Annotated in this window: 19 protein-coding genes and 2 pseudogenes; 14 read left to right on the top strand and 7 right to left on the bottom strand. The window is 70.5% G+C overall.

Going from position 1 to position 24,526, the window contains the following annotated elements; translation table 11 throughout:
* Positions 1-94 precede the first annotated feature (94 nt).
* The gene (locus FGL15_RS09685) at positions 95-739 is read left to right on the top strand and encodes a cyclopropane-fatty-acyl-phospholipid synthase family protein (protein ID WP_138945873.1); all 645 of its coding nucleotides are present in this window, start codon (positions 95-97) and stop codon (positions 737-739) included.
* A gap of 120 nt (positions 740-859) precedes the next feature.
* Here FGL15_RS09685 and FGL15_RS09680 read toward each other — a convergent pair whose 3' ends face one another.
* Positions 860-1,930, bottom strand: coding sequence for a LacI family DNA-binding transcriptional regulator (locus FGL15_RS09680; protein ID WP_138945872.1), 1,071 nt, complete (start codon positions 1,928-1,930; stop codon positions 860-862).
* Between the two features lie 208 nt (positions 1,931-2,138).
* On the opposite strand from FGL15_RS09680, the gene FGL15_RS09675 reads away from it, so the two are divergent.
* The 5 genes from FGL15_RS09675 to FGL15_RS09655 all read left to right on the top strand — a co-directional run bounded on the left by FGL15_RS09675 (position 2,139) and on the right by FGL15_RS09655 (position 6,854).
* Positions 2,139-3,011 carry an ABC transporter substrate-binding protein gene (locus FGL15_RS09675; protein ID WP_370282195.1) on the top strand — a complete coding sequence of 291 codons (873 nt, stop codon included), beginning with the start codon at positions 2,139-2,141 and terminating at the stop codon, positions 3,009-3,011.
* 69 nt (positions 3,012-3,080) lie between these two features.
* Positions 3,081-3,869, top strand: coding sequence for an amino acid ABC transporter permease (locus tag FGL15_RS09670; RefSeq protein ID WP_064293894.1), 789 nt, complete (start codon positions 3,081-3,083; stop codon positions 3,867-3,869).
* The gene (locus FGL15_RS09665; RefSeq protein ID WP_064293895.1) at positions 3,866-4,636 is read left to right on the top strand and encodes an amino acid ABC transporter ATP-binding protein; all 771 of its coding nucleotides are present in this window, start codon (positions 3,866-3,868) and stop codon (positions 4,634-4,636) included. The genes FGL15_RS09670 and FGL15_RS09665 overlap by 4 nt, the downstream gene beginning before the upstream one ends.
* Entirely contained in the window at positions 4,636-5,721 is a 1,086-nt protein-coding gene (locus FGL15_RS09660; protein WP_138945870.1) for a Gfo/Idh/MocA family oxidoreductase, read from the top strand. Before FGL15_RS09665 ends, FGL15_RS09660 begins: the two co-directional genes overlap by 1 nt.
* Positions 5,718-6,854 carry an FAD-binding oxidoreductase gene (locus FGL15_RS09655; RefSeq protein ID WP_138945869.1) on the top strand — a complete coding sequence of 379 codons (1,137 nt, stop codon included), beginning with the start codon at positions 5,718-5,720 and terminating at the stop codon, positions 6,852-6,854. Before FGL15_RS09660 ends, FGL15_RS09655 begins: the two co-directional genes overlap by 4 nt.
* A 371-nt stretch (positions 6,855-7,225) precedes the next feature.
* Here FGL15_RS09655 and argG read toward each other — a convergent pair whose 3' ends face one another.
* Entirely contained in the window at positions 7,226-8,665 is a 1,440-nt protein-coding gene (gene argG, locus FGL15_RS09650; protein ID WP_079704472.1) for an argininosuccinate synthase, read from the bottom strand.
* A 403-nt stretch (positions 8,666-9,068) separates the two neighbouring features.
* Complete coding sequence (locus tag FGL15_RS09645; RefSeq protein WP_138945868.1) at positions 9,069-11,048, bottom strand: M13 family metallopeptidase; 1,980 nt, start codon at positions 11,046-11,048, stop codon at positions 9,069-9,071.
* Positions 11,049-11,198: 150 nt separating this feature from the next.
* On the opposite strand from FGL15_RS09645, the gene FGL15_RS09640 reads away from it, so the two are divergent.
* From FGL15_RS09640 to FGL15_RS09605, 8 genes and pseudogenes are all read left to right on the top strand, one after another.
* The gene (locus tag FGL15_RS09640) at positions 11,199-11,987 is read left to right on the top strand and encodes a DedA family protein (protein ID WP_138945867.1); all 789 of its coding nucleotides are present in this window, start codon (positions 11,199-11,201) and stop codon (positions 11,985-11,987) included.
* 74 nt (positions 11,988-12,061) lie between these two features.
* A complete protein-coding gene (locus FGL15_RS09635) occupies positions 12,062-14,134 on the top strand; it encodes a rhomboid family intramembrane serine protease (RefSeq protein WP_138945866.1) in 2,073 nt (690 codons plus the stop codon).
* A gap of 149 nt (positions 14,135-14,283) precedes the next feature.
* Positions 14,284-15,539, top strand: a pseudogene (locus FGL15_RS09630) (MATE family efflux transporter).
* Between the two features lie 97 nt (positions 15,540-15,636).
* Complete coding sequence (locus FGL15_RS09625; RefSeq protein WP_137242804.1) at positions 15,637-16,212, top strand: hypothetical protein; 576 nt, start codon at positions 15,637-15,639, stop codon at positions 16,210-16,212.
* A gap of 174 nt (positions 16,213-16,386) precedes the next feature.
* Positions 16,387-17,318, top strand: a pseudogene (locus tag FGL15_RS09620) (ABC transporter ATP-binding protein).
* Positions 17,315-18,175 carry an ABC transporter permease gene (locus FGL15_RS09615; protein WP_138945865.1) on the top strand — a complete coding sequence of 287 codons (861 nt, stop codon included), beginning with the start codon at positions 17,315-17,317 and terminating at the stop codon, positions 18,173-18,175. The pseudogene FGL15_RS09620 and the gene FGL15_RS09615 overlap by 4 nt, the downstream one beginning before the upstream one ends.
* Before the next feature lie 86 nt (positions 18,176-18,261).
* A complete protein-coding gene (locus tag FGL15_RS09610) occupies positions 18,262-19,557 on the top strand; it encodes a sensor histidine kinase (protein WP_138945864.1) in 1,296 nt (431 codons plus the stop codon).
* Positions 19,554-20,183, top strand: coding sequence for a response regulator transcription factor (locus FGL15_RS09605; RefSeq protein WP_138945863.1), 630 nt, complete (start codon positions 19,554-19,556; stop codon positions 20,181-20,183). The genes FGL15_RS09610 and FGL15_RS09605 overlap by 4 nt, the downstream gene beginning before the upstream one ends.
* Positions 20,184-20,209: 26 nt before the next feature.
* On the opposite strand, the gene FGL15_RS09600 is transcribed toward FGL15_RS09605, so the two are convergent.
* The 4 genes from FGL15_RS09600 to FGL15_RS09585 form a co-directional block, all read right to left on the bottom strand.
* Positions 20,210-21,514, bottom strand: a complete 1,305-nt coding sequence (locus tag FGL15_RS09600; protein WP_138945862.1) for a glycoside hydrolase family 125 protein — start codon at positions 21,512-21,514, stop codon at positions 20,210-20,212.
* Between the two features lie 97 nt (positions 21,515-21,611).
* On the bottom strand, positions 21,612-22,013 hold the full coding sequence (locus FGL15_RS09595) for a YbjQ family protein (protein WP_138945861.1): 402 nt from the start codon (positions 22,011-22,013) through the stop codon (positions 21,612-21,614).
* Positions 22,010-23,296 (bottom strand): amidohydrolase, encoded by a 1,287-nt coding sequence (locus tag FGL15_RS09590; RefSeq protein ID WP_138945860.1) that lies wholly within the window; start codon positions 23,294-23,296, stop codon positions 22,010-22,012. The genes FGL15_RS09595 and FGL15_RS09590 overlap by 4 nt, the downstream gene beginning before the upstream one ends.
* A 79-nt stretch (positions 23,297-23,375) precedes the next feature.
* Entirely contained in the window at positions 23,376-24,443 is a 1,068-nt protein-coding gene (locus FGL15_RS09585; RefSeq protein WP_240773895.1) for a LacI family DNA-binding transcriptional regulator, read from the bottom strand.
* Positions 24,444-24,526: the final 83 nt, after the last annotated feature.

Below are 24,526 nucleotides of genomic sequence, written 5' to 3'. Positions count from 1 at the left end.
CTGTCGAAGTGTCGAAGGCCACCCGGCGACAACCCCCGTTGCCGTTCCGGCAAGAAACGGCCGTCCGCAGCCGGTGTCACGGCAGGCTGATGCCATGACCTCCGAGCACGAGCCCGCCATCACCGATCCCGCCGCCTTCTGGGAGCACCGCTACAGCAGCCGGGGCCAGGTGTGGAGCGGCAAACCGAACGCCGCACTCGAGCGCGAGGTGGACGGGTTGGCGCCCGGCACCGCACTCGAACTCGGCAGTGGAGAGGGCGCCGACGCCGTCTGGCTCGCCCGGCAGGGGTGGTCCGTGACCGCCGTCGACATCTCCCCGAGCGCGCTCGCCCTCGGAGCGTCGACCGCGGCAGAGGCGGGGGTCGCCGATCGCATCACCTGGGTGCAGGCCGACCTCGTCGAGTGGGAACCGTCGGCGTCGTTCGACCTCGTCACCGCGACCTTCCTGCACTCCCCCGTCGAGTTCCCACGGGAGGCGGTCCTGCGCCGCGCAGCCTCGGCGGTCGCTCCTGGCGGCACGCTCCTCGTCGTCGGCCACGCCGGTCCGCCACCCTGGGCGACCGAGCACATCGCGCACGCGCACTTCCCGACGCCCGACGAGGTCCACGCCTCGCTGGAGCTGGAGGCGAGCGACTTGGAGGTCGTCACCGCAGCCCTCGTCGCACGCGCCGCGATCGGGCCCGACGGTGAGCCCGCCGAGCTCGACGACAGCGTCCTCGTCCTCCGCCGCCGTCCCTAACTCAGGACCGTCCCGGCGCGTCGCGCCGACCCGTCGGCGTGTCGCACCCGACACGCCGCGGCGATCCTGAGTTAGGGACAGGAGCGAGGTCGAATCAGGTCAGCGGTGAGAAGTCAGGGGTCAGCGGGTCGGAGGCGCACCCACGGAGCCGCGCTCGATGAGCGTCTGGGCGAGCACGAACTCCTCCGCGTCGGCCCCCGCCCCACCGATCCGGGCGATCAACCGGCGTGCGGACTCGGCCCCGAGTTCGTAGATCGGCTGCGACACGACGGTGATCGGCGGCGTGGTGAGGTTCGTCCAGTCGGCATCGTCGAAGGCGATGAGCGACACGTCGTCGGGGATCGCGAGGCCGAGTTCGCGGATGGTCCGGAAGACCGCGGAACCGACCAGGCTGTCGGAGGCGATGATCGCGGTCACGGGGTCCGGATCGCCGAGGACCTTCCGGGTGATGACGTCGATCCCCTCCGCACGCGCGTTGAGGTGGACGGACGCGGCCGGGTCTTCGACGCCGGCCTCGCGGAGTGCACTCGTGAACCCGTCGATCCGATCGCCCACCGAGGAGGAGCCGACATCGTCCCCGGAGACATACGGCTCCCCGTGCCCGAGCGTCGAGATGAACGCGATCCGACGGTGTCCGGCGGCGAGGAGGTGCCGGGTGGCCGCGGCAGCCCCGGAGGCATTGTCGGCGACGACCGTGTCTGCCTCCATACCGGCCGCGCGACGGTCGAGGAGCACCACGGGACGCCCCTCGGCGAGCGCCGTTTGTAAACTTCTCGTTTCGATCGAGGAGGCCGGCGTGACGATGAACCCGTCCACGCGCTTGTCGAGGAGGAGCTCGATCGCGGCTGTCTCGGCGTCGACCTCCTCGTCGGAATTCGCGAGGATGAGGTCGAATCCGGCGGCCTGCGCGACGTCGGAGATCCCCCGGGTCGCACGGGCGAAGAAGGGGTTCTCGATGTCGCCGATGACCACCCCGATGGTGTTCGACTTCCCCGTGTTCATGCTCTTCGCGAGGGCGTTCGGGCGGTAACCGAGGCGTTCCGCGGCGGCCTGCACGCGGTCCCGCACGTCGTCGCTCACGGCCCCGTAGTCGCCGAGCGCGCGGGCCGCCGTGGCCTTCGAGACCCGAGCGGCCTTCGCGACGTCCGACACCGTCGCCTCGCGTCTGCCGGTACCCGGATCCGTTGCCATGTGCCCTCCGATGGGGTCTGCTGCGTCGTTGACGTTGTCCGAGAACCAGGGTACTGTCCTGGACAACCTGTTGAGACCGGTCTCAACCTACGACATTGAGACCGGTCTCACCAGCAGAACGACAGCAATGGAGCTGACGGCGTCCACAAGACACGAGCCGACGGTTCCCTCCACGCACCACGAACTCCTCCCCACGATTGGACTCGCCGTGACGAATCGCTTCACCCTCCGCAGGACGGCCCTCCTCGCCGTCGCTGCGGCGACCGCCCTCATCCTCTCCGCGTGCTCCGGTGGTGCCGGAACCGCGAGCAGCACCGAGGACAACCCGTACGGACTCATCACCCCCGGACAGATCCGCGTCGCCAGCCTCGGCGACTCGAAGCCGTACACCTTCACCGACGCCGACGGGACGTTCACCGGCTTCGACGTCGAGCTCTTCACCGACGTCGCCAAGCGGATCGGGATCGACGACGTCGTGTTCACCGGTCAGGACTTCTCCGGTCTGCTCTCCGCCGTCGCGAACGGACAGTTCGACGTCGGCGTCGCGGCCATCGGCATCACCAAGGAACGCGAGCAGACGGTCGACTTCTCCGACGGCTACCTTGCCGGATACCTCACGGTCATGGCGTCCAAGGACTCCGGCATCACCGACGCGGACAGCCTCGCCGGCAAGCGTCTCGGCGTCGTCCAGGGCACCCTCCAGGAGGCCTACGCGGTCAAGCACTTCACCGACACCGAGCTCGTGCGCTTCCCCGACAACAACTCGGCGATCTCGGCCGTCAACAGCGGCAGCATCGACGCCCACTTCCTCGACTACGAAGCGGCGAAGGAGTACGCGGCCCAGTACGGGCTCGTGAACGCGATCGACATCCCCTCCTTCGACGCGCCGGCCGGGTTCGCGATCGCGAAGGACAAGCCCGAGTTCAAGAAGGCCCTCGACAAGGCCCTCGCCGAGGCGATGGAGGACGGCACCTGGAAGAAGCTCTACCAGAAGTGGTTCCCGGGCTCCCCGATGCCCGAGCAGTACCTGCCGAAGGCAGAGCAGACCTCCAGCCCCAGCCCGACCTCGTCGACCGAGTAGTCCCCGTCTCGTGGTGCGGGCCGAGCACCGGCCCGCACCACACCATCCCACCCCTCAGGAGCAGACAGCATGGACTGGCTCGACAGCATCATCAAGACCTTCTTCGACTTCGACGCGATGTGGCAGGTGTTCCCGCAGCTGCTCGGCACCGGGCTCGTGAACACCCTCGTCATCTCGATCGCCGCCACGGTGATCGGCGTCGTCCTCGGCATGATCATCGCCATCATGGGCATCTCGCCCTCACGCTGGCTCCGAGTGCCCGCGCGGATCTACACCGACGTGTTCCGTGGCCTGCCGGCGATCCTCACCATCCTCCTCATCGGCCAGGGCTTCGCCCGCTTCAGCCAGCAGCTGTTCGGCCCCTCGCCCTATCCGCTGGGCATCCTCGCGCTCAGCCTCATCGCCTCCGCCTACATCGGCGAGATCTTCCGCGCCGGCATCCAGAGCGTCGACCGTGGCCAGCTCGAGGCCTGCCGGGCGCTCGGCATGAGCTACGGCAAGGCGATGCGACTCGTCGTGGTGCCGCAGGGCATCCGCCGGGTCCTCCCCGCGCTCGTGAACCAGTTCATCGCCATCGTGAAGGACTCGAGCCTCGTCTACTTCCTCGGGCTCCTCGTGAGCGAGCGCGAGCTGTTCCGGGTCGGTCAGGACGCCGCCGTCCTCACCGGCAACCTCTCCCCGCTCGTCATGGCGGGGCTGTTCTACCTCGTCATCACCGTGCCCCTCACCCACCTCGTCAACTTCTTCGACAACCGCTTCCGCACGGGACGCCGGAAGGCCACCCCGCCGAAGAGCGGCCTCGACGAACTCGACGAGGTGCAGCCACCCCTGCCAGTCACCACCGGGAGCAACACATGACCTACACCTCTCCCCTGCCCGTCACCGACGGACACTTCTACCGCGGCTCGAGCCTGGAACTGCGCGACGTCTCGATGGCCTATGGCGACATCGAGGTCATCCGCGAGGTGAGCATCGACGTCGAGCCCGGCACCACGACCTGCATCATCGGGCCGTCGGGCTCGGGCAAGTCGACACTGCTCCGCGGGGTGAACCGCCTGCACGAGCCCACCTCCGGCGACGTCCTCCTCGCCGGTGAGAGCGCCCTGAAGATGAAGCCGGAACGGCTCCGGACGCGGGTCGGGCTCGTGTTCCAGCACTTCAACCTCTTCCCCGACCACACCGCGCTCGAGAACGTGGCCCTCGCGCTCCGCAACGTGAAGGGCATGTCGAAGAGCGAGTCGCTCCGGGTCGCCGCAGCACGCCTCGACGACGTCGGACTCGGTGAGCGGTCGGACCACCGACCCCGGGACCTCTCGGGCGGCCAGCAGCAGCGCGTCGCAATCGCCAGAGCGCTCGCGATGGAGCCCGAGGTCATGCTGTTCGACGAGGCCACGAGCGCCCTCGACCCCGAACTCGTGAAGGGCGTCCTCAACCTCATGGCCGGTCTCGCGCAGCGCGGCATGACGATGCTCGTCGTGACCCACGAGATGGGCTTCGCCCGCAAGGTCGCCGACCAGGTCGTGTTCATGGACGAGGGCCGAGTGGTCGAGGCGGGCACCCCGTCGCAGCTGTTCGACGCACCGCAGAGCCCGCGCCTGCAGCGCTTCCTCTCCGAGGTCCTCTGATGGCGGCACGCGTCTCCGGCACGATCAGGACGGGCGTCATCGGCTTCGGCACCTCCGGCGCGGTGTTCCACGCGCCGTTCCTCGCCGCGGATCCCGACTACTCACTCGACCTCGTCGTGACCTCCGACCCGGATCGACGGGCCGAGGCGCTCGGCCGGTACCCGGGTGTCCAGGTCGTGTCGACCGTCGAGGAGCTCTTCGGCCGAGCCGACGAGCTCGACCTCGTGGTCATCGGCTCGCCGTCCGGCACGCACGCCGCGCTCGCGACAGCCGCCTTGAACGCCGGCCTGCACGTCGTGGTCGACAAGCCGTTCGCCGTCACCGCGGCTGAGGGCCGCGCGATCGTCGATCGTGCTGCAGCCGCCGACCGCCTCGTCACGGTCTTCCAGAACCGCCGCTGGGACGGTGACTTCTTGACCGTTCGGCGGCTGCTCGACGAGGGCGCGCTCGGGCGCGTCCATCGCTTCGAGTCGCGGTTCGAATGGTGGAAGCCCGATCCGCCCGCATCGTGGAAGACGGCCGCGACCGCAGCGGAGGGCGGCGGCATCCTCTACGACCTCGGCACGCACGTGATCGATCAGGCCATCCGACTGTTCGGCGAGGTCGAGGACGTCCAGGCGGAACTCGGTGTCGTCCGGCCCGGAGCGGTCGCGGACGACGACGCCTTCGTGGCGCTCCGTCACCGTTCGGGGGTCCGGTCGCACCTGTGGATGGGGTCGCTCGTCGCCCAAGCAGGCCCGCGGTTCCGCATCCTCGGCTCCTCCGGTGCCTACACCTCGTGGGGGCTCGACGGGCAGGAGCCCGCGCTGAAGGCCGGCGCCGACCCCCGCGACGACGGGTTCGGTCGCCGTGACCCGTCCGGTCGGGGATCGATCGGTGTCGACGGTGCGACGGAACCCGTCCCGATGGCCGACGGCGACTACGCCGCCTTCACCCGCCTCCTCGCGACCGCCCTCCACGACGGCGGACCGCCACCGGTCGATCCGGCCGACGCCATCGCGGTCCTCGAGATCATCGAGGCCGTCCATGCGGCCGCAGCACCGCACGAACGCACCACTCCAGAACAGAAAGAGCAGACAGCATGAGCAGCAGCACCCAGACCAGCCGACGCGTCGTCGTGATCGGCGGCGGCATCCTCGGAACGTCCAGCGCCGTCGCCCTCGCCCGCCGAGGTGCCGACGTGACCCTCGTGACCGACCGCTCCCTGGCCAGCGGCGCCTCGGGACGATCGCTCGCCTGGCTGAACTCCGCGGCCCAGCGGTCGAGCGAGTACCACGCGCTCCGCGTCCTCGGGATCGACCGCTGGCGGACCTTCGCCGCGCAGATCCCGAGCGCGGACTTCCTCCGCTTCGACGGCGGACTGATGTGGGCACCGGAGGGCGAGTCCTACGCGGAGACCTTCGCCTACGAGCGCGGCATCGGCTACGACGCCCGGTGGCTGGCTCCGGAGGAGGTCGCCTCGGTCACGCCGGGAGTCGATCCGGCCGCCGTGGCTGCGGAGGGCGCGATCTTCAACCCGGGTGAGGGCTGGGTCGAGCTGCCGTCCGTGATCGAGGTGCTGTCCCGCGAGTTCGTCGCCCGCGGCGGACGGATCGTGACGGACGCCGGCGCCGAGATCGCCTCGTCCGGCGGACGTGCCGTGGGCGCGGTGCTCGCGAACGGCGACCGCATCGAGGCCGACGCGGTCCTGTTGGCCACGGGTCCCGACGTCCCGGCCCAGCTCGCCGCACTCGGCATCACGATCGGCGACCAGAGCCCGGCCGCGTTCGTCGCGTTCACGAAGCCCGTCGCATCCGAGCTCGCCGCTGTCCTGAACACGCCGAAGGTGGCCGTCCGTCGCACCAGTGAGGGCGGCTTCGCGCTGGACTCCGCGTGGTCGGAGGAGGAGATCGAGGTCCGCGACGACGGCTCGCTGCACATCTCGGACTCGACCGTGGAGCGGCTGTTGGCCGAGGGATCGCGGGTGCTCGCCGGCAACCCGACCCTCGAACTCGACCACATCGGGGCCGGCTACAAGCCGATCCCGGGTGACGGCGAGCCGGTCTTCGGTGCGGTCCCGCAGCTGCCGGGACTCTTCACGGCCTTCAGCCACAGCGGTGCGACACTCGGGCTCATCGCCGGTGAACTCCTCGCGGACGAGATCGTCGACGGCGAACCGTCGCCGCTGCTCGCCACCTTCCGGCCCGAGCGGTACGCGGAGTCGCCCGTCCCCGCGTAGGCCTGGTCGGTTCGCAACTCAGGACGGCCCCGGCGGGTCACATCGGCCACCCGGCGTGTCCGGCGGGACGCGCCGCACCGGTCCTGAGTTGTGAACCCCCGCCGTCCCTAACTCAGGAGCCCTCCGGCGTGTCGCAAGCGCTCCAGCCCGCCACGCCGCAGGACTCCTGAGAAAACGGCTAGGACACACCGCGGTTGTCCTGCGCTGTTGACACCGCACCGCCTTCCTGCCCTCACTCAGGAGTCGGCCGGTGTGTCGGCGGGGTTGCAGGTCGACACGCCGCGTCCTTCCTGAGTTGGGGCAGGCAGCGCCGACGCGAAACGCCCGCCGCACTCCTGGAGTGCGGCGGGCGTTCTGCGTTGCGAATGCGACTAGTCGGTGCCGGAGTCGAACGCGGCGCCCTCGGAAGCGAGGTCGGTCGCGCGCTCGAGGGCGTCTGCGGTCGGGTCGAGGAGTTCGCCGCCGAGGATCTCCTGCGCCTCACCCTGCTCGAGCTTGCCGACGAGGTCCGCGGTCGCGCCGCCGACGATGCCGGCCGCTGCGTACTGCTCGAGCCGCGAGCGCGAGTCCGCGATGTCGAGGTTGCGCATGGTGAGCTGGCCGATGCGGTCGTCGGGACCGAACGCCGCGTCGCCGACGCGCTCCATCGAGAGCTTGTCGGGGTGGTAGCTGAGGCCCGGGCCCGAGGTGTCGAGGATCGTGTAGTCGTCGCCGCGGCGCAGACGGATGGAGACCTCGCCGGAGACGGCGGAGCCGACCCAGCGCTGGATGGACTCGCGCAGCATGAGCGACTGCGGGTCGAGCCAGCGGCCCTCGTACATGAGGCGGCCGAGTCGGCGACCCTCGTTGTGGTAGTTTGCGACCGTGTCCTCGTTGTGGATCGCGTTGAGCAGACGCTCGTACGCGATGTGGAGGAGCGCCATGCCGGGGGCCTCGTAGATGCCACGGCTCTTGGCCTCGATGATGCGGTTCTCGATCTGGTCGCTCATGCCGAGGCCGTGACGACCACCGATGGCGTTGGCTTCGAGGACCAGCGCGACCGCGTCGGCGTACTCGACGCCGTTGAGCGCGACCGGGCGACCGGCCTCGAAGGTGACGGTGACGACCTCGGAGGCGATCGCGACGTCTTCACGCCAGAACGGCACGCCCATGATCGGCTCGACGAGTTCCATGCCGGAGCTCAGCTCCTCGAGGCGCTTGGCCTCGTGGGTGGCGCCCCAGATGTTGGCGTCAGTGCTGTACGCCTTCTCGGTGGAGTCGCGGTACGGGAAGTCGCGGGCGACGAGCCACTCGCTCATCTCCTTGCGGCCACCGAGCTCGTTGACGAAGTCGACGTCGAGCCACGGCTTGTAGATGCGCAGGCGGGGGTTGGCGAGCAGACCGTAGCGGTAGAACCGCTCGATGTCGTTGCCCTTGTAGGTGGAGCCGTCGCCCCAGATGTCGACGCCGTCCTCCTTCATCGCGCGGACGAGCATGGTGCCCGTCACGGCGCGGCCGAGTGGCGTCGTGTTGAAGTAGGTCTTGCCGGCGTTGCGGATGTGGAACGCACCGCACTGGAGGGCGACGAGGCCCTCCTCGACGAGCGCCGACTTCGCGTCGACGAGGCGCGCGATCTCGGCGCCGTACTCCTTGGCGCGGTCGGGGACGGCGCCGATGTTCGGTTCGTCCGCCTGGCCGATGTCGGCGGTGTAGGTGCACGGGATGGCACCCTTCTCGCGCATCCAGGCGACGGCGACGGAGGTGTCGAGACCTCCGGAGAAGGCGATGCCGACGCGCTCGCCGACGGGGAGGCTGCTCAAGACTTTAGACACGCCTGCGATTCTACGGGTTCGCGGGGAGTGGAGCACGTCGCCGCCGGTACCGCCTCGCCCGGGCCGGGGGACGGCGGGGGCTATGGCGATATCGACGGCGACGCTGCTGTGAACCGGACGGATCGGACCAGGTCCGCTCAGGCGCTGTTCGGGTCTCGCGCCATGAGCTTCACGAGTGCATCGGGATGACGATTCGTCGACTCCGGAATGATTCTCGCAGCGACTGTCGGCCTTCCGCACGTCCCACTACTGGGGTCATCGGTAGGGGGCGACAGGCGGAACTGGCCCTTCGACAAGCGGTTCCTACCCTTCGACAAGCTCAGGGACCGGGTGGGACAAGCTCAGGGACCGGGTGGGACAAGCTCAGGGACCGGGTGGTGAGGGGCAGGGACCGGCAGGTCGGCTACCAGATGGTGACGCGCTCCTCCGGGGCGAGCCATGCCGCGTCGGACTCGGTCACGCCGAACGCCTCGTAGAAGGCGTCGATGTTCCGGACGATCTGGTTGCATCGGAACTCGTTCGGCGAGTGCGGGTCGATCGACAGCAGTCGGATGACCTCCGCGTCGCGTCCCTTCTGCTGCCAGGCCTGCGCCCAGGAGAGGAAGAACCGCTCCGCGCCGGTGAGGCCGTCGATGACCGGCGGCTCCGCACCCTCGAGCGACAGCAGGTACGCCTTCCAGGCGATGCCGAGCCCGCCGAGGTCGCCGATGTTCTCGCCGATCGTCAGGGCGCCGTTCACGTGGTGGTCGGGCACCTGGGCGGGAGCCAGCGCGTTGTACTGCTCGATGAGCGACGCGGTGCGCTCCTCGAACGCCGCGCGGTCGGCCTCGGTCCACCAGTCGGTGAGTCGGCCGTCGCCGTCGAACTTCGATCCCTGGTCGTCGAAGCCGTGCCCGATCTCGTGGCCGATGACCGCGCCGATGGCCCCGTAGTTCGCGGCGGCGTCGCGGCCGGCGTCGAAGAACGGGTACTGGAGGATGGCGGCCGGGAACACGATCTCGTTGAAACCGGGGTTGTAGTAGGCGTTGATCGTCTGCGGCGTCATGAACCACTCGTCGCGGTCGAGCGGCTTGCCGATCTTGCCCAGTTCGCGGTCCATCTCGAACCGGCTGGCACGACGGACGTTGCCGAGCAGGTCGTCGGCCTCGAGCTCCAGCGCCGAGTAGTCGCGCCACTTCACGGGGAAACCGATCTTGGGCGTGAACTTGTCGAGCTTCTCCAGCGCGCGCGTGCGGGTCTCGGGGCTCATCCACTCGAGGTTCTCGATGCTGTCGCGGTACGCCTCGACGAGGAAACCGACGAGGACGTCCATTTCGTCCTTCGACGTGGCGCCGAAGTGCCGGTCGACGTAGATACGCCCGACGGCCTCGCCGAGCATGCCCTCGACGAGCGAGACGCCGCGCTTCCAGCGCTCGCGCTGCTGCGGCGTGCCGGTGAGGGTCTTGCCGTAGAAGTCGAAGTTGGCGCGACCGAACTCTTCGGAGAGGTACGGTGCGGCACCGTGGACGACCTTCCAGGCCAGCCAGTCCTTCCAGGACTCGAGCTGCTCGTCGACGAGGAGCTCCCCGAGGCCCTCGAGGAAGCTCGGCTCGCGCACGACGATCTCGGCGAACACCGCGTCGGCCGCGCCGATCGCATCGCGCCAGACGGCGAGGTTCGGGCCGTCTAGGTCGGCGCCCGCGGCGAGCGCCGCCGCTTCGTCCCACGAGTACAGGTTGTACGTCTTCTCGCTGTCGCGAGTGGCGACGTTGTCCCAGTGCTTGGACGCGATGGCCGTCTCGAGCGCGAACACGCGGTCGGCGCGTGCGGCGGCGTCGTCGATGCCGGCGAGCTCGAACATCGTCTGGAGGTGTGCCCGGTAGGCGTCGCGGATGTCGGCGAAGGTGTCTTCACGGAAGTAGGACTCGTCGGGCAGCGTGATGCCGCCCTGTTCGGCGAAGACGAGGTAGCGCTCGGGGTTGCCCGGGTCGTTGTCGACGAAGAGCTGCAGGAAGCCGCCGACGCCCTCCGCCTCGAACTCGCCGGACAGGCGGAGGAAGGACTCGATGGAGTCGACCGCTGCGACGCGGGCGAGCTGGTCGGCGAGCGGGGTCGCTCCGAGGGCGTTGGCCCGATCGACGTCCATAAAGCTGGCGTACAGGGCGCCGATCTTCACGCCCTCCTCGCCATCGGGGTTCGTCTGTGACTCCTCGATGATGTCGCGGACGGCGTTCTCGGCGTCTTCCGCCAGCTGGTGGAACGATCCCCAGCGGGCCTTGTCATCGGGGATCTCGGTGCGGTCCATCCACTTGCCGTTCACGTGGCGGAAGAGGTCGTCCTGCGGCCGCACGGCCGGGTCGAGTTCGGAGCGGTCGATGCCGGAGGCGAGCTGCGCGTCAGTCATGCGGATCAGCCTAGCGACGGCACCTGACCACGGCTCGGGTGTTCTCTCAGAGCGGGCGTATCGCTCTGGACCGACTCCTGTGGAGGAGCGTCGCGAGCGCTTCGGGGAACGAGGGACTACCGTTGACCCACCCGGCCGGAAGGAGCCCGCGTGGACTGGTTGGCCGACTTCCCGCCCGGCGTCCTGCTCCTCGTCGTCTTCCTGGTCGTCGCGGTCGAAAGCCTCGGCGTGCCGTTGCCGGGAGAGACCGTGCTCATCGGGGCGACCCTCCTCGCCGCGTCGAGCGGCCTGAACCCGGTGTTCGTCGCCGCCGCGGCCGCCGGTGGTGCGATCCTCGGCGACTCGATCGGGTACTGGATCGGCAAGCGGTACGGCCGGCGGCTCCTGTCGGTGCTGAACCGCAGGTTCCCGAAACACGTGGGGCCGAAGCGGCTGGGCGCCGCCGTGCACCTGATGCGGCGATGGGGGCCGTGGGCGGTGTTCGTCGGTCGGTTCATCGCCGTCCTCCGCATCTTCTCCGGACCACTCGCTGGCATGTTCCGGATGACGTACCCGCACTTCCTCGTCGCCAACGCGGCGGGTGGCATCGCCTGGGCCTCGCTCGTGGTGACGGTCGTCACCGTCCTGGGGAGTGCCGCGACCGAGTTCCTGCACCGCTTCTCCTGGGCGGCGCTCGCACTGGCGGGTGCCGCGGCGCTCGTGATCGCCGTGGTCGTCGTGTTCCGGATCCGTCGTCGTGCCTCCCAGCCGGCCGCCGATCGCACGCCCGTGTCGATGACCGAGGCGGAGCTCGACGAGCTGCTGTCCCCGTCGGGCCCGGTCCCGGCTGTGACCGACGCCGACGCCGACGCCGACGCCCGCGTGGATGCACCACCCAGCCGGGCCCCCAGCTCTGCCCCGTCCGCACCGATCTGCGCGCCGCGATCGCCGTCGTCCTGACGCCGCTGCGCTGGGCCCTGCGGACGACCCCGGCGACCACCGCCTTCGTCACCGTCTTCATCACGCTCGGCGTCGTGACCGGTGGCCTGTGGCGCCCGATCGACCAGGCCGCCTGGTACCCGGCGTTCGCGTACGGGGTCCCGAGCCTCGAAGCCGGGCGCTGGTGGACGGTCCTGACGGGCATGTTCATCACCGCCGACCCGCTCGCCTACCTCGTCGCGATCGCCGGTGCGGCCGTGTTCGGCGGGTGGGTCGAGGTCCGCTTCGGCACGCTGCGGGCATCGGCGATCTTCCTGACCGGACACCTCATCGGTATCCTCGGCGCACTCGGTGCGGCCGTGGCGCTGGCGCAGCTCGACTGGCCGTGGGCACAGTCCCTCGTGACGACGCTCGACGTCGGTCCGAGCTGCGGCATCCTCGCCTGCGTCGCGACCGCGACCGCATTCATGCGTTCCCCCTACCGGCTGCGCTGGCGGCTGCTGCTCCTGTCGTGGGTGTCGATCGCGCTCCTCTACGTCGGGAAGATCGACGACCTCGAGCACTTCATCACGACCGTCGTCTTCGTGATCGTCGCCCGGCTCCTCCTCGGCGAGCACCGGTCGACCCCACGACCGACCATGCGCGACTGGCGACTCTTCGCGGTCTCCGGACTGCTCGTCATCGGTGCGGTGCAGCTGCTCGTCACCCTCGTGCCGCTCGACGGGCCGCTCGGTTCGACCACCCTGACACAGGGCTCCATCCTCGACGTCGGGGTCGACACCGTCGCGATCCTGGTGATCGCGAACTGGCTCCGTCGTGGTCATCGCTGGGCCTGGTGGGCGGCGATGGTCCTCACCGTCGGCAACCTGCTGGTCACCCTCGCCCTCATCGCCCTCGCCTCGCTGGCCCAGGTGCCGCTCGTGGCGTCGACCATCTGGATCTCCGCGAGCGTCCTGTGGGTGGGACAGGCGGTGGTCCTCGTGCTGTCGCGCCACGCGTTCCGGGTCGCGGCGAACCAGACCAGGCGACGCCTACCCGGGGCGATCGGTCCCGGTGCGCGGCGAGCACGCGCCAGGGCGGCGCAACTGCTGCGCGAACACGGCGGCGGACCGCTGGCGGCCTCGGCGCTCCGACCCGAGAACCGGGTGTTCGTCACGGCCGACGGTGGATATGCGGTCGCCTACCAGCAGCACGCCGGCGTCGCGCTGGCCCTCGGCGAGCCGATCGGCGACCCCGGCGGTGCAGTCGCCGCGGTGTCGGCGTTCGCGACGGCGGCCGAGCAGGAGGGACTCACACCGGCGGTCTTCGCCACTCGCGACGCGCGCATCGTGCCCGAGGGTTGGCGGGTGTCGCCGCTCGGTCGAGACCTCGTGCTCGACCTCAGCGGGGCGGATGCATCAGAACCCGCTGGTCCGGACGATGCAACGGGAGCCACCGGCGCGGATTCGACAACCTCGATCCTCCTGGCCGCTCGCGAACTGCCGTGGGAGCTCCGCAGCCAGATCCGCGCGCTGTCGTCGGTGTGGGTGTCCGACCGGCACGTGCCCGAACTCGGTCTCACCGTGGGTTCGAGCATCGACGCCCCAGATGGCGACGACCGGGAGCCGAGCGCCGCGGTCCGGGTCTCCGTCGTGACGGACGCCGCAGGCGCCGTGCTCGCGGCGGTGTCCTGGTTGCCGATCCCCGGGACCGGCGGCGCCGTGCACGGGTGGGCGCTCGATGCGGTCCGTCGTGCTCTGCCGGACGACGACGTCGACACGGCTGCGGGTGCGAGTGCGAGTGCGGGTGCGGGTGCGGGTACAGCGTCGGAGGAACACACCAGCCGAGCCGTCGAGCGGGCCCTGACCGACGCCTGCCGACGATTCGCGTCGGAAGGCGCGGCCATGGTCTCGTTCGCTGCTTCCGGGCTGGCACAGGACGGCACCGAGCCCGACGGCGTCGCCGTGCGCACGATGGCCGGCATCGCCCACCGGGTCGATCCGCTCTTCGGCTTCGCGGAGATCGCCGACGTCGCTGAGCGCCTGGGCGCCACCGCCGTGCCGCTGTTCCTCGCCTGCCGCGAGGACGCCGACCAACCGCGGGTCGCCTACGCCGCCGCGGCCGGCTTCCTCACGGGCATCCGCCTGCGCGACCTCCCCGGCCTGAGCGGGTCGTTGCTGGTGCGGTAGGCCGTCGACTCGTCCCGCCTCGGACGGCGACGCGGCGTGTCACCACCCGCGGCTAGGCTCGGCGGGTGACCACGGGACAGGACAGGCGACGGCTGCGGCCTGTCGACCGCGACATCCTCCGGCTCGCGGTCCCCGCGCTCGGGGCGCTGATGGCGGAGCCGCTGTTCCTGCTCGCCGACTCCGCGATGATCGGCCACCTCGGCGTCGTGCCACTCGCCGGCCTCGGGGTCGCGAGCGCGGTCCTGCAGACGGTCATCGGTCTCATGGTGTTCCTCGCCTACGCGACGACCCCGCGGTCGCCCGGCGCCTCGGGCACGGCGACGAGCGCGGCGCGGTGTCGCTCGGGGTGGACGGCCTCTGGTTGTCGCTCGGACTCGGCGTCGTGATCGGTGCGGCCGGATGGTTCCTCTCCCCCACGCTCGTCGGGCTGTTCGGCGCGACGGACGCCGTCGCCCAGCAGGCCGACACCTACCTCGGCATCTCGATGCTCGGCATCCCCGCCATGCTGCTCGTCTTCGGTGCGACCGGGCTCCTCCGCGGCCTGCAGGACACCACCACGCCCCTCGTGGTCGCCGGCGCCGGGTTCGCCGCGAACATCGGCCTCAACTTCCTCTTCATCTACGGCCTGGGACTCGGCATCGCGGGATCCGCCATCGGCACCGTCATCGCGCAGTGGGGCATGGTCGTCGCCTATCTCGTCGTCGTCCTGCGCCACGTGCGTCGGACGGGAGCGAGTCTCCGCCCGCACCGCAGCGGCCTCGGTGGCGCGGCCCGTTCCGGCGGATGGTTGTTCCTCCGCACCGTCAGCCTCCGTGCCGCGATGCTCATCGCCGTGTTCGTCGCGACCGACCTCGGCACCGACGAACTCGCCGGGTTCCAGCTCGTCATGACCCTCTTCGCCACCCTCGCCTTCGCGCTCGACGCCCTCGCGATCGCCGCGCAGGCGCTCGTCGGCAAGGGGCTCGGGGCCGGCGACGTGGCAGGGGTTCGCGCCGTCCTCGTCCGCTGCCTGCAGTGGGGCGTCGGCTCGGGGATCATCCTCGGCCTGGTCATCGCGCTCGCGAGCCCGGTCATCGGCCTGCTCTTCACGAGCGACCCCGACCTCGCGGCGCTCATCGTGCCCGCGATCATCGTGCTCGCCGTCACCACCCCGCTCGGCGGTGTCGTCTTCGTCCTCGACGGCGTCCTCATCGGCGCCGGCGACGCGAAGTACCTCGCGATCACCGGGCTGCTCAACACGCTCGTCTTCCTGCCGTTCGCGCTCGCGGTCCTCGCCTGGTCACCCGGCGGACAGACCGGGCTCGCCTGGTTGGCGCTCACCTTCTTCGTCGGCTACCTCGGTGCGCGCGGGACCACACTCGGGCTTCGAGCCCGCACGACGGCGTGGATGCGCACCGGGGCCTGACCGACAACTGGGGAGTTGTCCCCATTGAGGCTGCCGCCTCGGTCCCCCATCCTGGACCTGAGCATCCGTCAACGCTCACGATTCCAGGGGAACCACCATGTCACTTCGCTCCGCTCACCACCGTCTCCGCGTCTCCGCGGTGACCGCCGTCGCCGTCATCGGGCTCTTCGGGCTCGCCGCCTGCAGTAGCGGCGACGCACCGGCCGACTCCGAACCCTCGACGAGCGCCACGACCGCGCCCGAGGCCACGGAGGACGCTGCCCAGGAAGAGCCGGCATCGGGCGCGACGAAGTGCACCGAAGAGCAGGTCAACACGCTCAGCGCAGCCAGCGGCGTCGCGGTCCCGGCGGCCGCTGTCGCCGCGGCGAAGGCCACCTTCGCTCCGGCCGCGGTCCTCGGCGACCTGCCGACCGTGTGCATCCTCAGCTACGAAGCGGGTGCCGCCTCGGGCAGCTACGCCGTCCTCTCCGGCGGCGCTGCCTCCCTCACCGCAGCGGCCGCGAACGCGACGGCCGGTGGCGCGAGCGTGACCGAAGCCGCCGGTACGTTCACCGGATCGCTCGACGGGCTGACGATCATCGGCATCCCGTTCACCCAGCTCACCCAGGAGACCGCCGGGTTCGAGAACGTCGAAGACCTCGTCGTCGTCGTCTCCACCGCGGCACTCGGCTAGAGCGCCGCAGCGTCACGCCAACGCCCATCCGCCCTCGTCGGGCGGGTGGGCGTTCGTGCGTGTCGGCAGACCGAGCCGGAGCGACGGGGCGTCAGGCCGCTCGCGCATCAACCGATCGGTGGATACGAGGATCAGCCCCTCCACCGCTACCGGTGCGGGCCGCAGCGGACGAGCATGGACACCATGAGCACACGACCGATCATCGAGGTCCGCGAGCTGCGCAAGCAGTACGGCGATTTCACCGCCGTCGACGGGGTCTCCTTCGACATCCACCAGGGCGAAACCTTCGCCCTCCTCGGCCCGAACGGTGCCGGGAAGAGCACCACGATCGAGATCCTCGAGGGCTACCGGCACCGGACGGGCGGCGAGGCGAGTGTCCTCGGTGTCGACCCGGCGAAGGGCGGCCTCGACTGGAAGGCCCGCCTCGGCATCGTCCTCCAGTCGAGCGCCGAAGCCGCGAACGTCACGGTCCGGGAGCAGCTCACACAGTTCGCCCGGTACTACGCGGACCCGCGGGACGTGGACGAGGTCATCGAGGCGGTCGGGCTCACGAGCAAGGCGGGCACGCGCATCGGCAAGCTCTCGGGCGGCCAGCGTCGGCGGGTGGACGTCGCGCTCGGGTGGTCGGCCGCCCGGCCCTCCTCTTCCTCGACGAGCCGACGACCGGGTTCGACCCCGAGGCGCGTCGACAGTTCTGGGAGCTCATCCGCTCGCTCAAACGCGACGGCACGACCATCCTCCTCACCACCCACTACCTCGACGAAGCCGCCCAGCTCGCCGACCGCGTCGCCGTCATCGCGGCGGGTCGACTCGTGGAGATCGGCGCGGTCGACGAGATCGGCGGCGCCGAGGCCCGGATCCCCGTGGTGCGCTGGCGCGACGAGCACGGCCTCCACGAGGAACGGACCGAGGCGCCGGCCGCACGGGTCGCCGATCTCACGGCGACACTGGGCGGAGAGCCGCGCGACCTGGAGGTCATCCGTCCGAGCCTCGAGGACATCTACCTCGGGCTCGTCCATGCGGCCGACGGCGCTGCGTCGTCAATCACCCCATCAGCAGCACCGTCACCGACCACGCAGGTCACCACGACAGGAGTCGGCGCATGACCACCATCGACCGCACCACCAACTCGCTCGTCCCGGCACTCCCCCGCGGACGCACCCTCCGGCTCGGAGCCAGCCGGATCGGCTACGAGACCCGCATCTACTTCCGCTCCGGCGACCAGGTGTTCTTCACCTTCCTCTTCCCCGTCGTGATGCTCGCGATCTTCTCGACCGCGTTCAGCGCGATGGGGAACGTGGGCGAGGCACCCGACGGCACCGGCGGGGTCAGCCAGGCCGCCTTCTACCTGCCCGGCATGATCGCCGCCGGCATCCTCCTCTCGGGCGTCCAGAACCTCGCGACCGACATCGCGACGGAGAAGAGCGACGGCACGCTCAAGCGTCTCGGCGGCAGCCCGCTCCCGGTCATCTCCTACTTCCTCGGGAAGATGGGGCAGGTCCTCGTCACCTCGGTGCTCCAGATCGCGCTACTGCTCCTCGTCTCGCGGTTCCTGTTCGACGTCAGCCTGCCGACCGAGCCCGAGCGGTGGCTCACCTTCGCCTGGATCTACCTGCTCGGTATCGCCACGTCGGCCGTCCTCGGCATCGCCCTGTCGGCGCTCCCCCGCACGGGCAAGAGCGCGACGGCCGTCATCATCCCGATCGTGCTCGTGCTGCAGTTCATCTCCGGCGTCTACCTCTCGTTCACGATGCTCCCCGAGTGGCTGCAGAACGTCGCGAGTGTCTTCCCGCTCAAGTGGATCGCGCAGGGCATGCGCTCCGTCTTCCTGCCGGAGGGGTTCGCCTCGCAGGAGCCGGCCGGCGGCTGGGACCTCGCGACGGTCGCGCTCGTCCTCGTCGTCTGGGCGGTCGTCGGCCTCGTCCTCACCCGCCTCACCTTCCGCTGGGTCCGCCGCTCCTAGCCCGCGAACTGTCAGTTCCGGCGGGTGTGCGCCGTCGGGATTAGCAGGAAGTGACAGTTCGCGGGCAGGGATGGGAGGGTTGGGACATGGACGGACGACGGTGGTGGGATGTCGCGTTCGGCGCGGGGTGCGTGATCGTGGGCGCGCTCGTGAGCGTCAGCGCGGCCGGGGCACCGGAGCGGGTCGTCGGCGTCTGGATCGTACTGGCGGCGCTTTGCCTCGTCTACTACACGGCCGGGCGCCGCACCCTCGAGCGTCCGCAGGGCGGCCTCTGGTTCGCGATCACCCTCATCGCCCTCACCGCCGTCGGCACGGCGTTCTCCCCGAACGTCCTGACGCTGCAGTGCCTCGTGTTCCCGCTGCTGTGGGTGCTGACACCGAAGACGCGGAACGCGATCGTCCTCAACATCGCGAGCGCCGCGACCCTCGCCGTCGGCTTCATCATCGGACAAGGCGCCACCCCGGACGCGATCCTGCAGGGGCTCGCGATCCAGAGCGTCTCGCTCGTCTTCGCGTTGTCTCTCGGTCTGTGGATCACCCGGATCGCCGAGCTCGGCGATGAGAAGGCACGACTCCTCGTGAGTCTGCAGACCGCTCAGGCGGAATCGGAACGGGCGAGCAGGGAGGCCGGGGCGGCCGCCGAACGCGAACGCATGGCTCGCGACATCCACGACACCATCGCGCAGAGCCTCACGAGTGTGGTGCTGCTCGCGCAACGCGCCCGTTCCGAGGTCGGCGAGACCGTCGCGGGCACGCCGGACGCCTCCCCGCTGGACGGTCGACCGATCGCCGCCCTCGACAGCATCGACCTCATCGAGAGCACGGCACGCGACGCCCTCCGCGAGGCGAGATCCCTCGTGGCCACGACGGCGGCGATGCCGGCCGCCGACACGACGCTCGGTGACAGCCTCCGCCGCTTGGGCGAGCGGTTCGCCCGCGAGACAGGTGTGGCCGTCGACATCGACGCTCCGTCCGAACGGTTCCAACGGGCGCCCGAGGTCGTGCTGCTCCGGAGTGCGCAGGAGGGTCTCGCGAACATCCGGAAACACGCCGCCGCCGACCGCGTCGAGCTGGCGCTCACCGTCGACGACGGCTGGGCCGAACTGCGGATCTCCGACGACGGGGTCGGGATCGCGGACCCGGACGGCGCGCTGCTCGGGACCAGTCCGGGCGCGGGCTTCGGGCTGCACGGCATGCACGACCGGGTGACGCTGCTCGGCGGAACGGTGGAACTCACGAGTGCCGCCGGAGCGGGGACGACCGTGCGGGTGCGAGTGCCGGTGACGATCGAAGCGGGCCCTTCGACAGGCTCAGGGACCACGGACGGCGTCTCGGCCGGCAGCCCTTCGACAGGCTCAGGGACCGTGGAGGAGGGACGATGACGCGGATCAGGATCGTCGTCGCGGACGACCACCCCATCGTGCGATCGGGCATCGTCGCGCTTCTGGGGCGCGCGGACGACTTCGAGGTCGTCGCCGAGGTGGCGGACGGCGCTGCGGCGGTCGCGGCTGCCGAGGAGCACCGGCCGGACCTCGTGCTCATGGACCTGCGCATGCCGGTCCTCAGCGGTGCGGAGGCGACGGCGCGCATCGTGCAGCGCGTGCCAGGCGTCCGGGTGCTCGTCCTCACAACCTACGAGACCGACGACGACATCCTCGGCGCGATCGAGGCCGGAGCCGGCGGCTACCTGTTGAAGGCGGCGCCCGAGCAGGAGATCCTCGCCGGCATCCGTTCGGTGGTCGCCGGTCAGACGGTGCTCGCGCCGACGATCGCGGCGACACTCGTCGGCCGCATGCAGGGTGGGACCCCAGCCCGCCCGCAGCTCAGCGCCCGCGAGCTCGAGGTCCTCGCGCTCGTCGCCGCCGGCAACAGCAACCGTACGATCGCGGCGGCACTCTTCATCTCGGAGTCGACGGTGAAGACGCACCTGCTGCACGTCTTCGAGAAGCTCGAGGTGGCCGACCGCACCCGGGCCGTCACCCGTGCACAGGAGCTGCGGCTGCTCTGAGCCGGCGCACGAGGCGGCGGGTCTGCTCAGTCAGCTCGTGGGACGGGACGGCGCACGTGCGTGCGCAGACCCACCACGTCGAGGACGAACTCGCAGAACATCGCGTTCGCCCAGGAGAACCAGGGGCGGGTGAAGCTGTCGGGGTCGTCCTTGTGGAACGACTCGTGCATGACCCCCGTGCCTGCGTCGGTCCGCAGCAGCGTGTCGAGCAGGCGGGCGCGATCCGGCTCGTCCTGCGAGGTGAGGCCCTCGATGGACAGGGCGATCGGCCAGATGTGATCGTCGGGCGTGTGCGGGCTCCCGATCCCACGGGCGGCGGACCCGACGAAGTAGCTCGGGTCGTCCTCACTGAGCAGAAACCGTCTGGTGGCGAGGTACCGGGCGTCGTCGGGCGAGCACCAGCCGAGGAACGGCAGCGAGAGCAGACTCGGCACGTTGGCGTCGTCCATCAGGAGCGCGTTGCCGAACCCGTCGACCTCGTAGGCGTAGACGTCGCCGTACTGATCGGTCGTCACGACACCATGGGCGTCGATCGCGGTCTCGAGCTCGCGTCGGAGCGCACCGGCCTCCGCGGTGAGTGCCGCGTCGTCGAGCACGTCGGTGGCGATCGATTCGACCCCGGCCAGCGTGACCGCGGCGAAGAGGTTGCCCGGCACGTTGTAGCCGTACCGCCCTGCGTCGTCGCTCGGCCGGAACCCCGACCACGAGAGCCCGGTCCACGCCGTCTCCGGCCCGAGTCCGTCGCGGACGAGGGTGTCGGAGAGCGGCGCGTCGAACCGCTGGAACCGGTACGGCGAGCGCTCCTCGTGGTGCTGCTCCATCCGCCAGACCTCCATCGCCGCGACGACGGCGGAGCGGTACCGCGCATCCAGGTGGTCGCGGCGCCCCGTCGCCAGCCAGATGTCGTGTGCGAGCTGGAGCGGGTAGCAGAGCGAGTCGATCTCGTACTTGCGTTCCCACACCCAGGGCGACGCGTCGGTGCGGTCGTCGCGGTGACCGTGTCCGTTCGGTTCGGCGTTGAACGCGTTCGCGTAGGGGTCGAGCGCGATCGCGTCCAGCTGCCGGCGGTTGACGGCGACGAGCAGCTCGGCCAGCTCGGGGTGGTCGGCTGCGAAGTGGAGATAGGGCGCGAGTTGGGCGCTCGAGTCGCGCAGCCACATCGCTGGGATGTCGCCGGTGAGCATGAACACGGTGCCGTCCGGCATGGGCGTCATCGTGCTGTGCAGCGTGTCGGCGAAGCAGCGCTCGAACATCTCGGCAACCCGTTCGTCACTGCGCTCCCGCACAGCCGTGGTCACCTCGGTGATGAGTTCGTCGATCCAAGCGGTCATGGGGATACTCCGTCGGTGTCGGCGCGGTGGTGGGACGGATCAGGTCGGGCAGGTCAGGGCAGGTCGGAACCAGAGCGCAACCGTCACCCTCCCGCGATCAGACGGCGCCGCGGGGTTTCGGGGCGTCGGGTTGTTCCGCCGCGTAGGCGGACTGGCCGGTCGCTCCGGGCTCTCCGGCGGGGATCGGGACGAGATACGCCGCGGTGCCGTAGGCGGTCAGCTGCGTCCACGCACCGCCGATGTCGGTGGTCTCGAGACGCATCGCGAGGACCGCGTTCGCACCGCGCTGTTCCGCGTCGGCCACCAGGCGTCGCATGACCTCCTGGCGGGACTCGAACAGCAGCTGGGTCATCCCCGGGACCTCGCCGCCGCCGAGCGCCGAGAAGCCGATCGACATCGAGGAGCCCCAGTCGCGAGCTCGCACGGTGAGCCCGACGACCTCGCTGAGGACGGCGTCGATGCGGTGTCCGGCGACGGTGTCGGTCGTCACGACGATCATGCGGTGGCCGCCGTTCCGGCCAGACGCGACAGCGCGGCGAGCGAGAGCGCGGCGATGCCGGTGTCGAGGGTGGGGTGGATGAGCGGCGCGAACTTCGAGGAGTGGTTGCCGGGGAGGTCCTGCTCCATGCGGCCCGAGGCGTAGGCCGCGGCGAAGGCCTGTGGATCGGCGCCACCGAGGATCCAGTAGACGATGGGAGCGTCGGCGGCCGTCGCGAGCATGCCGACGTCTTCACTCCCCGTGACGAGACCGGGGTCGACGACGCGGTTGGCACCGAACGCGTCGGCGAACACCGCCGTCACCGCGCCGGTCGCCGCGGGATCGTTCACGAGCACCGGGAAGGCCTCCGTGTGTTCGATCACCGGTTCGCGCTCGGCGCCCGACGCTGCGGCCTCGGCCCGGATGATGCGCTCCATGGAGCCGACGACGCGGTCGCGCACGTGCGGTTCGTAGCTGCGGATGTTGACGCCGATCTGCGCGGTGTCGGGGATGATGTTGTTCTTGGTGCCGGCGTGCATCGTGCCGACGGTCAGCACCGCGGTGTCGGTTCCGGCGACCTCACGGGACACGATGCTCTGGAGGCGGACGACCGCCGACGCCGCCATCACGATCGGGTCGATCGTCGACTGCGGGCGGGATCCGTGCCCGCCACGGCCGTGGAAGGTGACGCGGTACGCGTCGGTCGCGGCGAACGACGGACCGGCGTGGGTGCCGACGACACCGGCAGGCAGCGGGCCGACGTGCTGGCCGAACACGATGTCGGGCTTCGGGACGCGTGCGTAGAGGTCGTCGTCGACCATCGCCTGCGCACCCCCGCCGGCCTCCTCGGCCGGCTGGAACAGGACGACGAGCGTCCCGGACCAGGTGTCGCGCCGTGCGGCGAGCAGTTCGGCGGCGCCCAGCAGGCAGGTGACGTGGACGTCGTGGCCGCAGGCGTGCATGACCGGGACGTCGTTGCCCTCCGGGTCGACCCCGCGCGCGACGCTCGCGTAGTCGAGGCCCGTCTCCTCCAGGACGGGCAGGCCGTCCATGTCGGCCCGCAGCAGGACCGTCGGTCCCTCGCCGTTCTCCAGGACACCGACGACACCGGTGCCGCCGATCCCCGTCGCGACCCCGTACCCGAGGCCGGTGATGCGATCCGCGACCAGGGCGGCCGTCCGGTGCTCCGCGAAGGAGAGCTCCGGATTGGCGTGCAGGTCCTGGTAGACCGGGGCGAGGGACACGGCGAGCGCGGCCGCCTCCTGCTGGACGAGTGCGGCGGTGGCGATGGGCTGGTCGGTCATGGGTCTCCTTCGAGCGTCTCCTCCACCCTACGGGGCGGGTCCGCCGCGCCGCAGTGGCTGTCGAAACCCCGGCGAGACCTCAGCGCTGTGGAGCGGGGACCCGTGCCGTCGTCGCTCCGGGGTGGAACCGGACGCTGAACCGCTCGCACTCCGGATCGCGGCCGTCGAGCATGGCGACGATCGCGCGGCCGGCGGCCGACCCCTTCTCCCGCGAGGGCTGCCACACCGTGGTGAGGTCGTAGTCGAGCCCTTCGACCCGGATGCCGTCGAACCCGACCACGCTGAGCTCCGCGGGGACGGAGATGCCGAGTTCCTCGGCTGCTCGGATGACGCCGGCGGCCAGGAGGTCGCTCTGCGCTGCGATCGCCGTCGGGCGCTCATCTGCCGGGACGTCGAGGATCGCGTGTCCGGCGACCCGCCCCTCCTCGAGCGATGACCCCGTGGTGACGAACCCCTGCGCGTCGGGGAAGACGTCGCGGAGGCCCTGCAGGCGTTCGATGGCCGGGACGGTCGTGGCGGATCGCTCCCACTCGGGCGTGAGCGGGCCGCGGCGTTCGGTCGGGTCGAGGTTGAGGGTGACCACGGCGACGCGCTCGTGGCCGAGGTCGGCGAGGTGTCGCGCCTCCTCACGCACGCCGCCGCGGTTGTCGACGGCGATGTCGGGGACGCCGAGGGCTGCGAGCCCCTCGATCGAGACGATCGGCATCCCCCGTCGGCTGAGGATCGCGACCGAGCTGTCGAGGTTCGGGCTGCAGCCGATGAGGACGACGCCGTCCATCGGTGCGTTGCTCAACTGCAGCGTGCCCTCCTGCGCGTCGTTCAACAGGAGGAGCCCAGCACCGACCGCCCCGAGTTCGTCGGCGAGTCCGTCGAGGGTCTGGACCATCACCGGGTCGCGGAAGGAATGCCCGATCCGACCGGCGACGACCGCTCCGACGATGCCGCTGCGGCCCTGCCGGAGTGAGCGGGCGCGGGGGTCGGGGCCGGCGTAGTCGAGGTCGGCTGCGGCCTGCAACACCCGCTGCTTGGTCGCTTCGGAGACGGGTCCGGCGCCGCTGAACGCGAGCGAGGCGGTCGACGGAGACACCCCCGCGCGCTCGGCGACATCGGCGAGCGTCGGTCGCGAAGGGCGTGATTCCTGGTCCACGATCTGCTAGCTTAGTCGACGGAATCGAATCGATTCGATTCTCCGTAGATCCACCCAGATGCACGGGCCTCACCACCCCGCTC

It is taken from the genome of Plantibacter sp. M259 (genome assembly GCF_006065115.1).
GTDB lineage: Bacteria > Actinomycetota > Actinomycetes > Actinomycetales > Microbacteriaceae > Plantibacter > Plantibacter auratus.
Note: the sequence above shows the minus strand (reverse complement) of the source record. Positions and strands in the feature narration are given on the sequence as shown.

Excerpts from the sequence above, each read along its gene's own strand:
- FGL15_RS09685 (WP_138945873.1), top strand. The coding sequence starts at position 95 with ATGACCTCCGAGCACGAGCCCGCCATCACCGATCCCGCCGCCTTCTGG.
- FGL15_RS09680 (WP_138945872.1), bottom strand. The coding sequence starts at position 1,930 with ATGGCAACGGATCCGGGTACCGGCAGACGCGAGGCGACGGTGTCGGAC.
- FGL15_RS09670 (WP_064293894.1), top strand. The coding sequence starts at position 3,081 with ATGGACTGGCTCGACAGCATCATCAAGACCTTCTTCGACTTCGACGCG.
- FGL15_RS09665 (WP_064293895.1), top strand. The coding sequence starts at position 3,866 with ATGACCTACACCTCTCCCCTGCCCGTCACCGACGGACACTTCTACCGC.
- FGL15_RS09660 (WP_138945870.1), top strand. The coding sequence starts at position 4,636 with ATGGCGGCACGCGTCTCCGGCACGATCAGGACGGGCGTCATCGGCTTC.
- FGL15_RS09655 (WP_138945869.1), top strand. The coding sequence starts at position 5,718 with ATGAGCAGCAGCACCCAGACCAGCCGACGCGTCGTCGTGATCGGCGGC.
- FGL15_RS09645 (WP_138945868.1), bottom strand. The coding sequence starts at position 11,048 with ATGACTGACGCGCAGCTCGCCTCCGGCATCGACCGCTCCGAACTCGAC.
- FGL15_RS09625 (WP_137242804.1), top strand. The coding sequence starts at position 15,637 with ATGTCACTTCGCTCCGCTCACCACCGTCTCCGCGTCTCCGCGGTGACC.
- FGL15_RS09615 (WP_138945865.1), top strand. The coding sequence starts at position 17,315 with ATGACCACCATCGACCGCACCACCAACTCGCTCGTCCCGGCACTCCCC.
- FGL15_RS09610 (WP_138945864.1), top strand. The coding sequence starts at position 18,262 with ATGGACGGACGACGGTGGTGGGATGTCGCGTTCGGCGCGGGGTGCGTG.
- FGL15_RS09605 (WP_138945863.1), top strand. The coding sequence starts at position 19,554 with ATGACGCGGATCAGGATCGTCGTCGCGGACGACCACCCCATCGTGCGA.
- FGL15_RS09600 (WP_138945862.1), bottom strand. The coding sequence starts at position 21,514 with ATGACCGCTTGGATCGACGAACTCATCACCGAGGTGACCACGGCTGTG.
- FGL15_RS09595 (WP_138945861.1), bottom strand. The coding sequence starts at position 22,013 with ATGATCGTCGTGACGACCGACACCGTCGCCGGACACCGCATCGACGCC.
- FGL15_RS09590 (WP_138945860.1), bottom strand. The coding sequence starts at position 23,296 with ATGACCGACCAGCCCATCGCCACCGCCGCACTCGTCCAGCAGGAGGCG.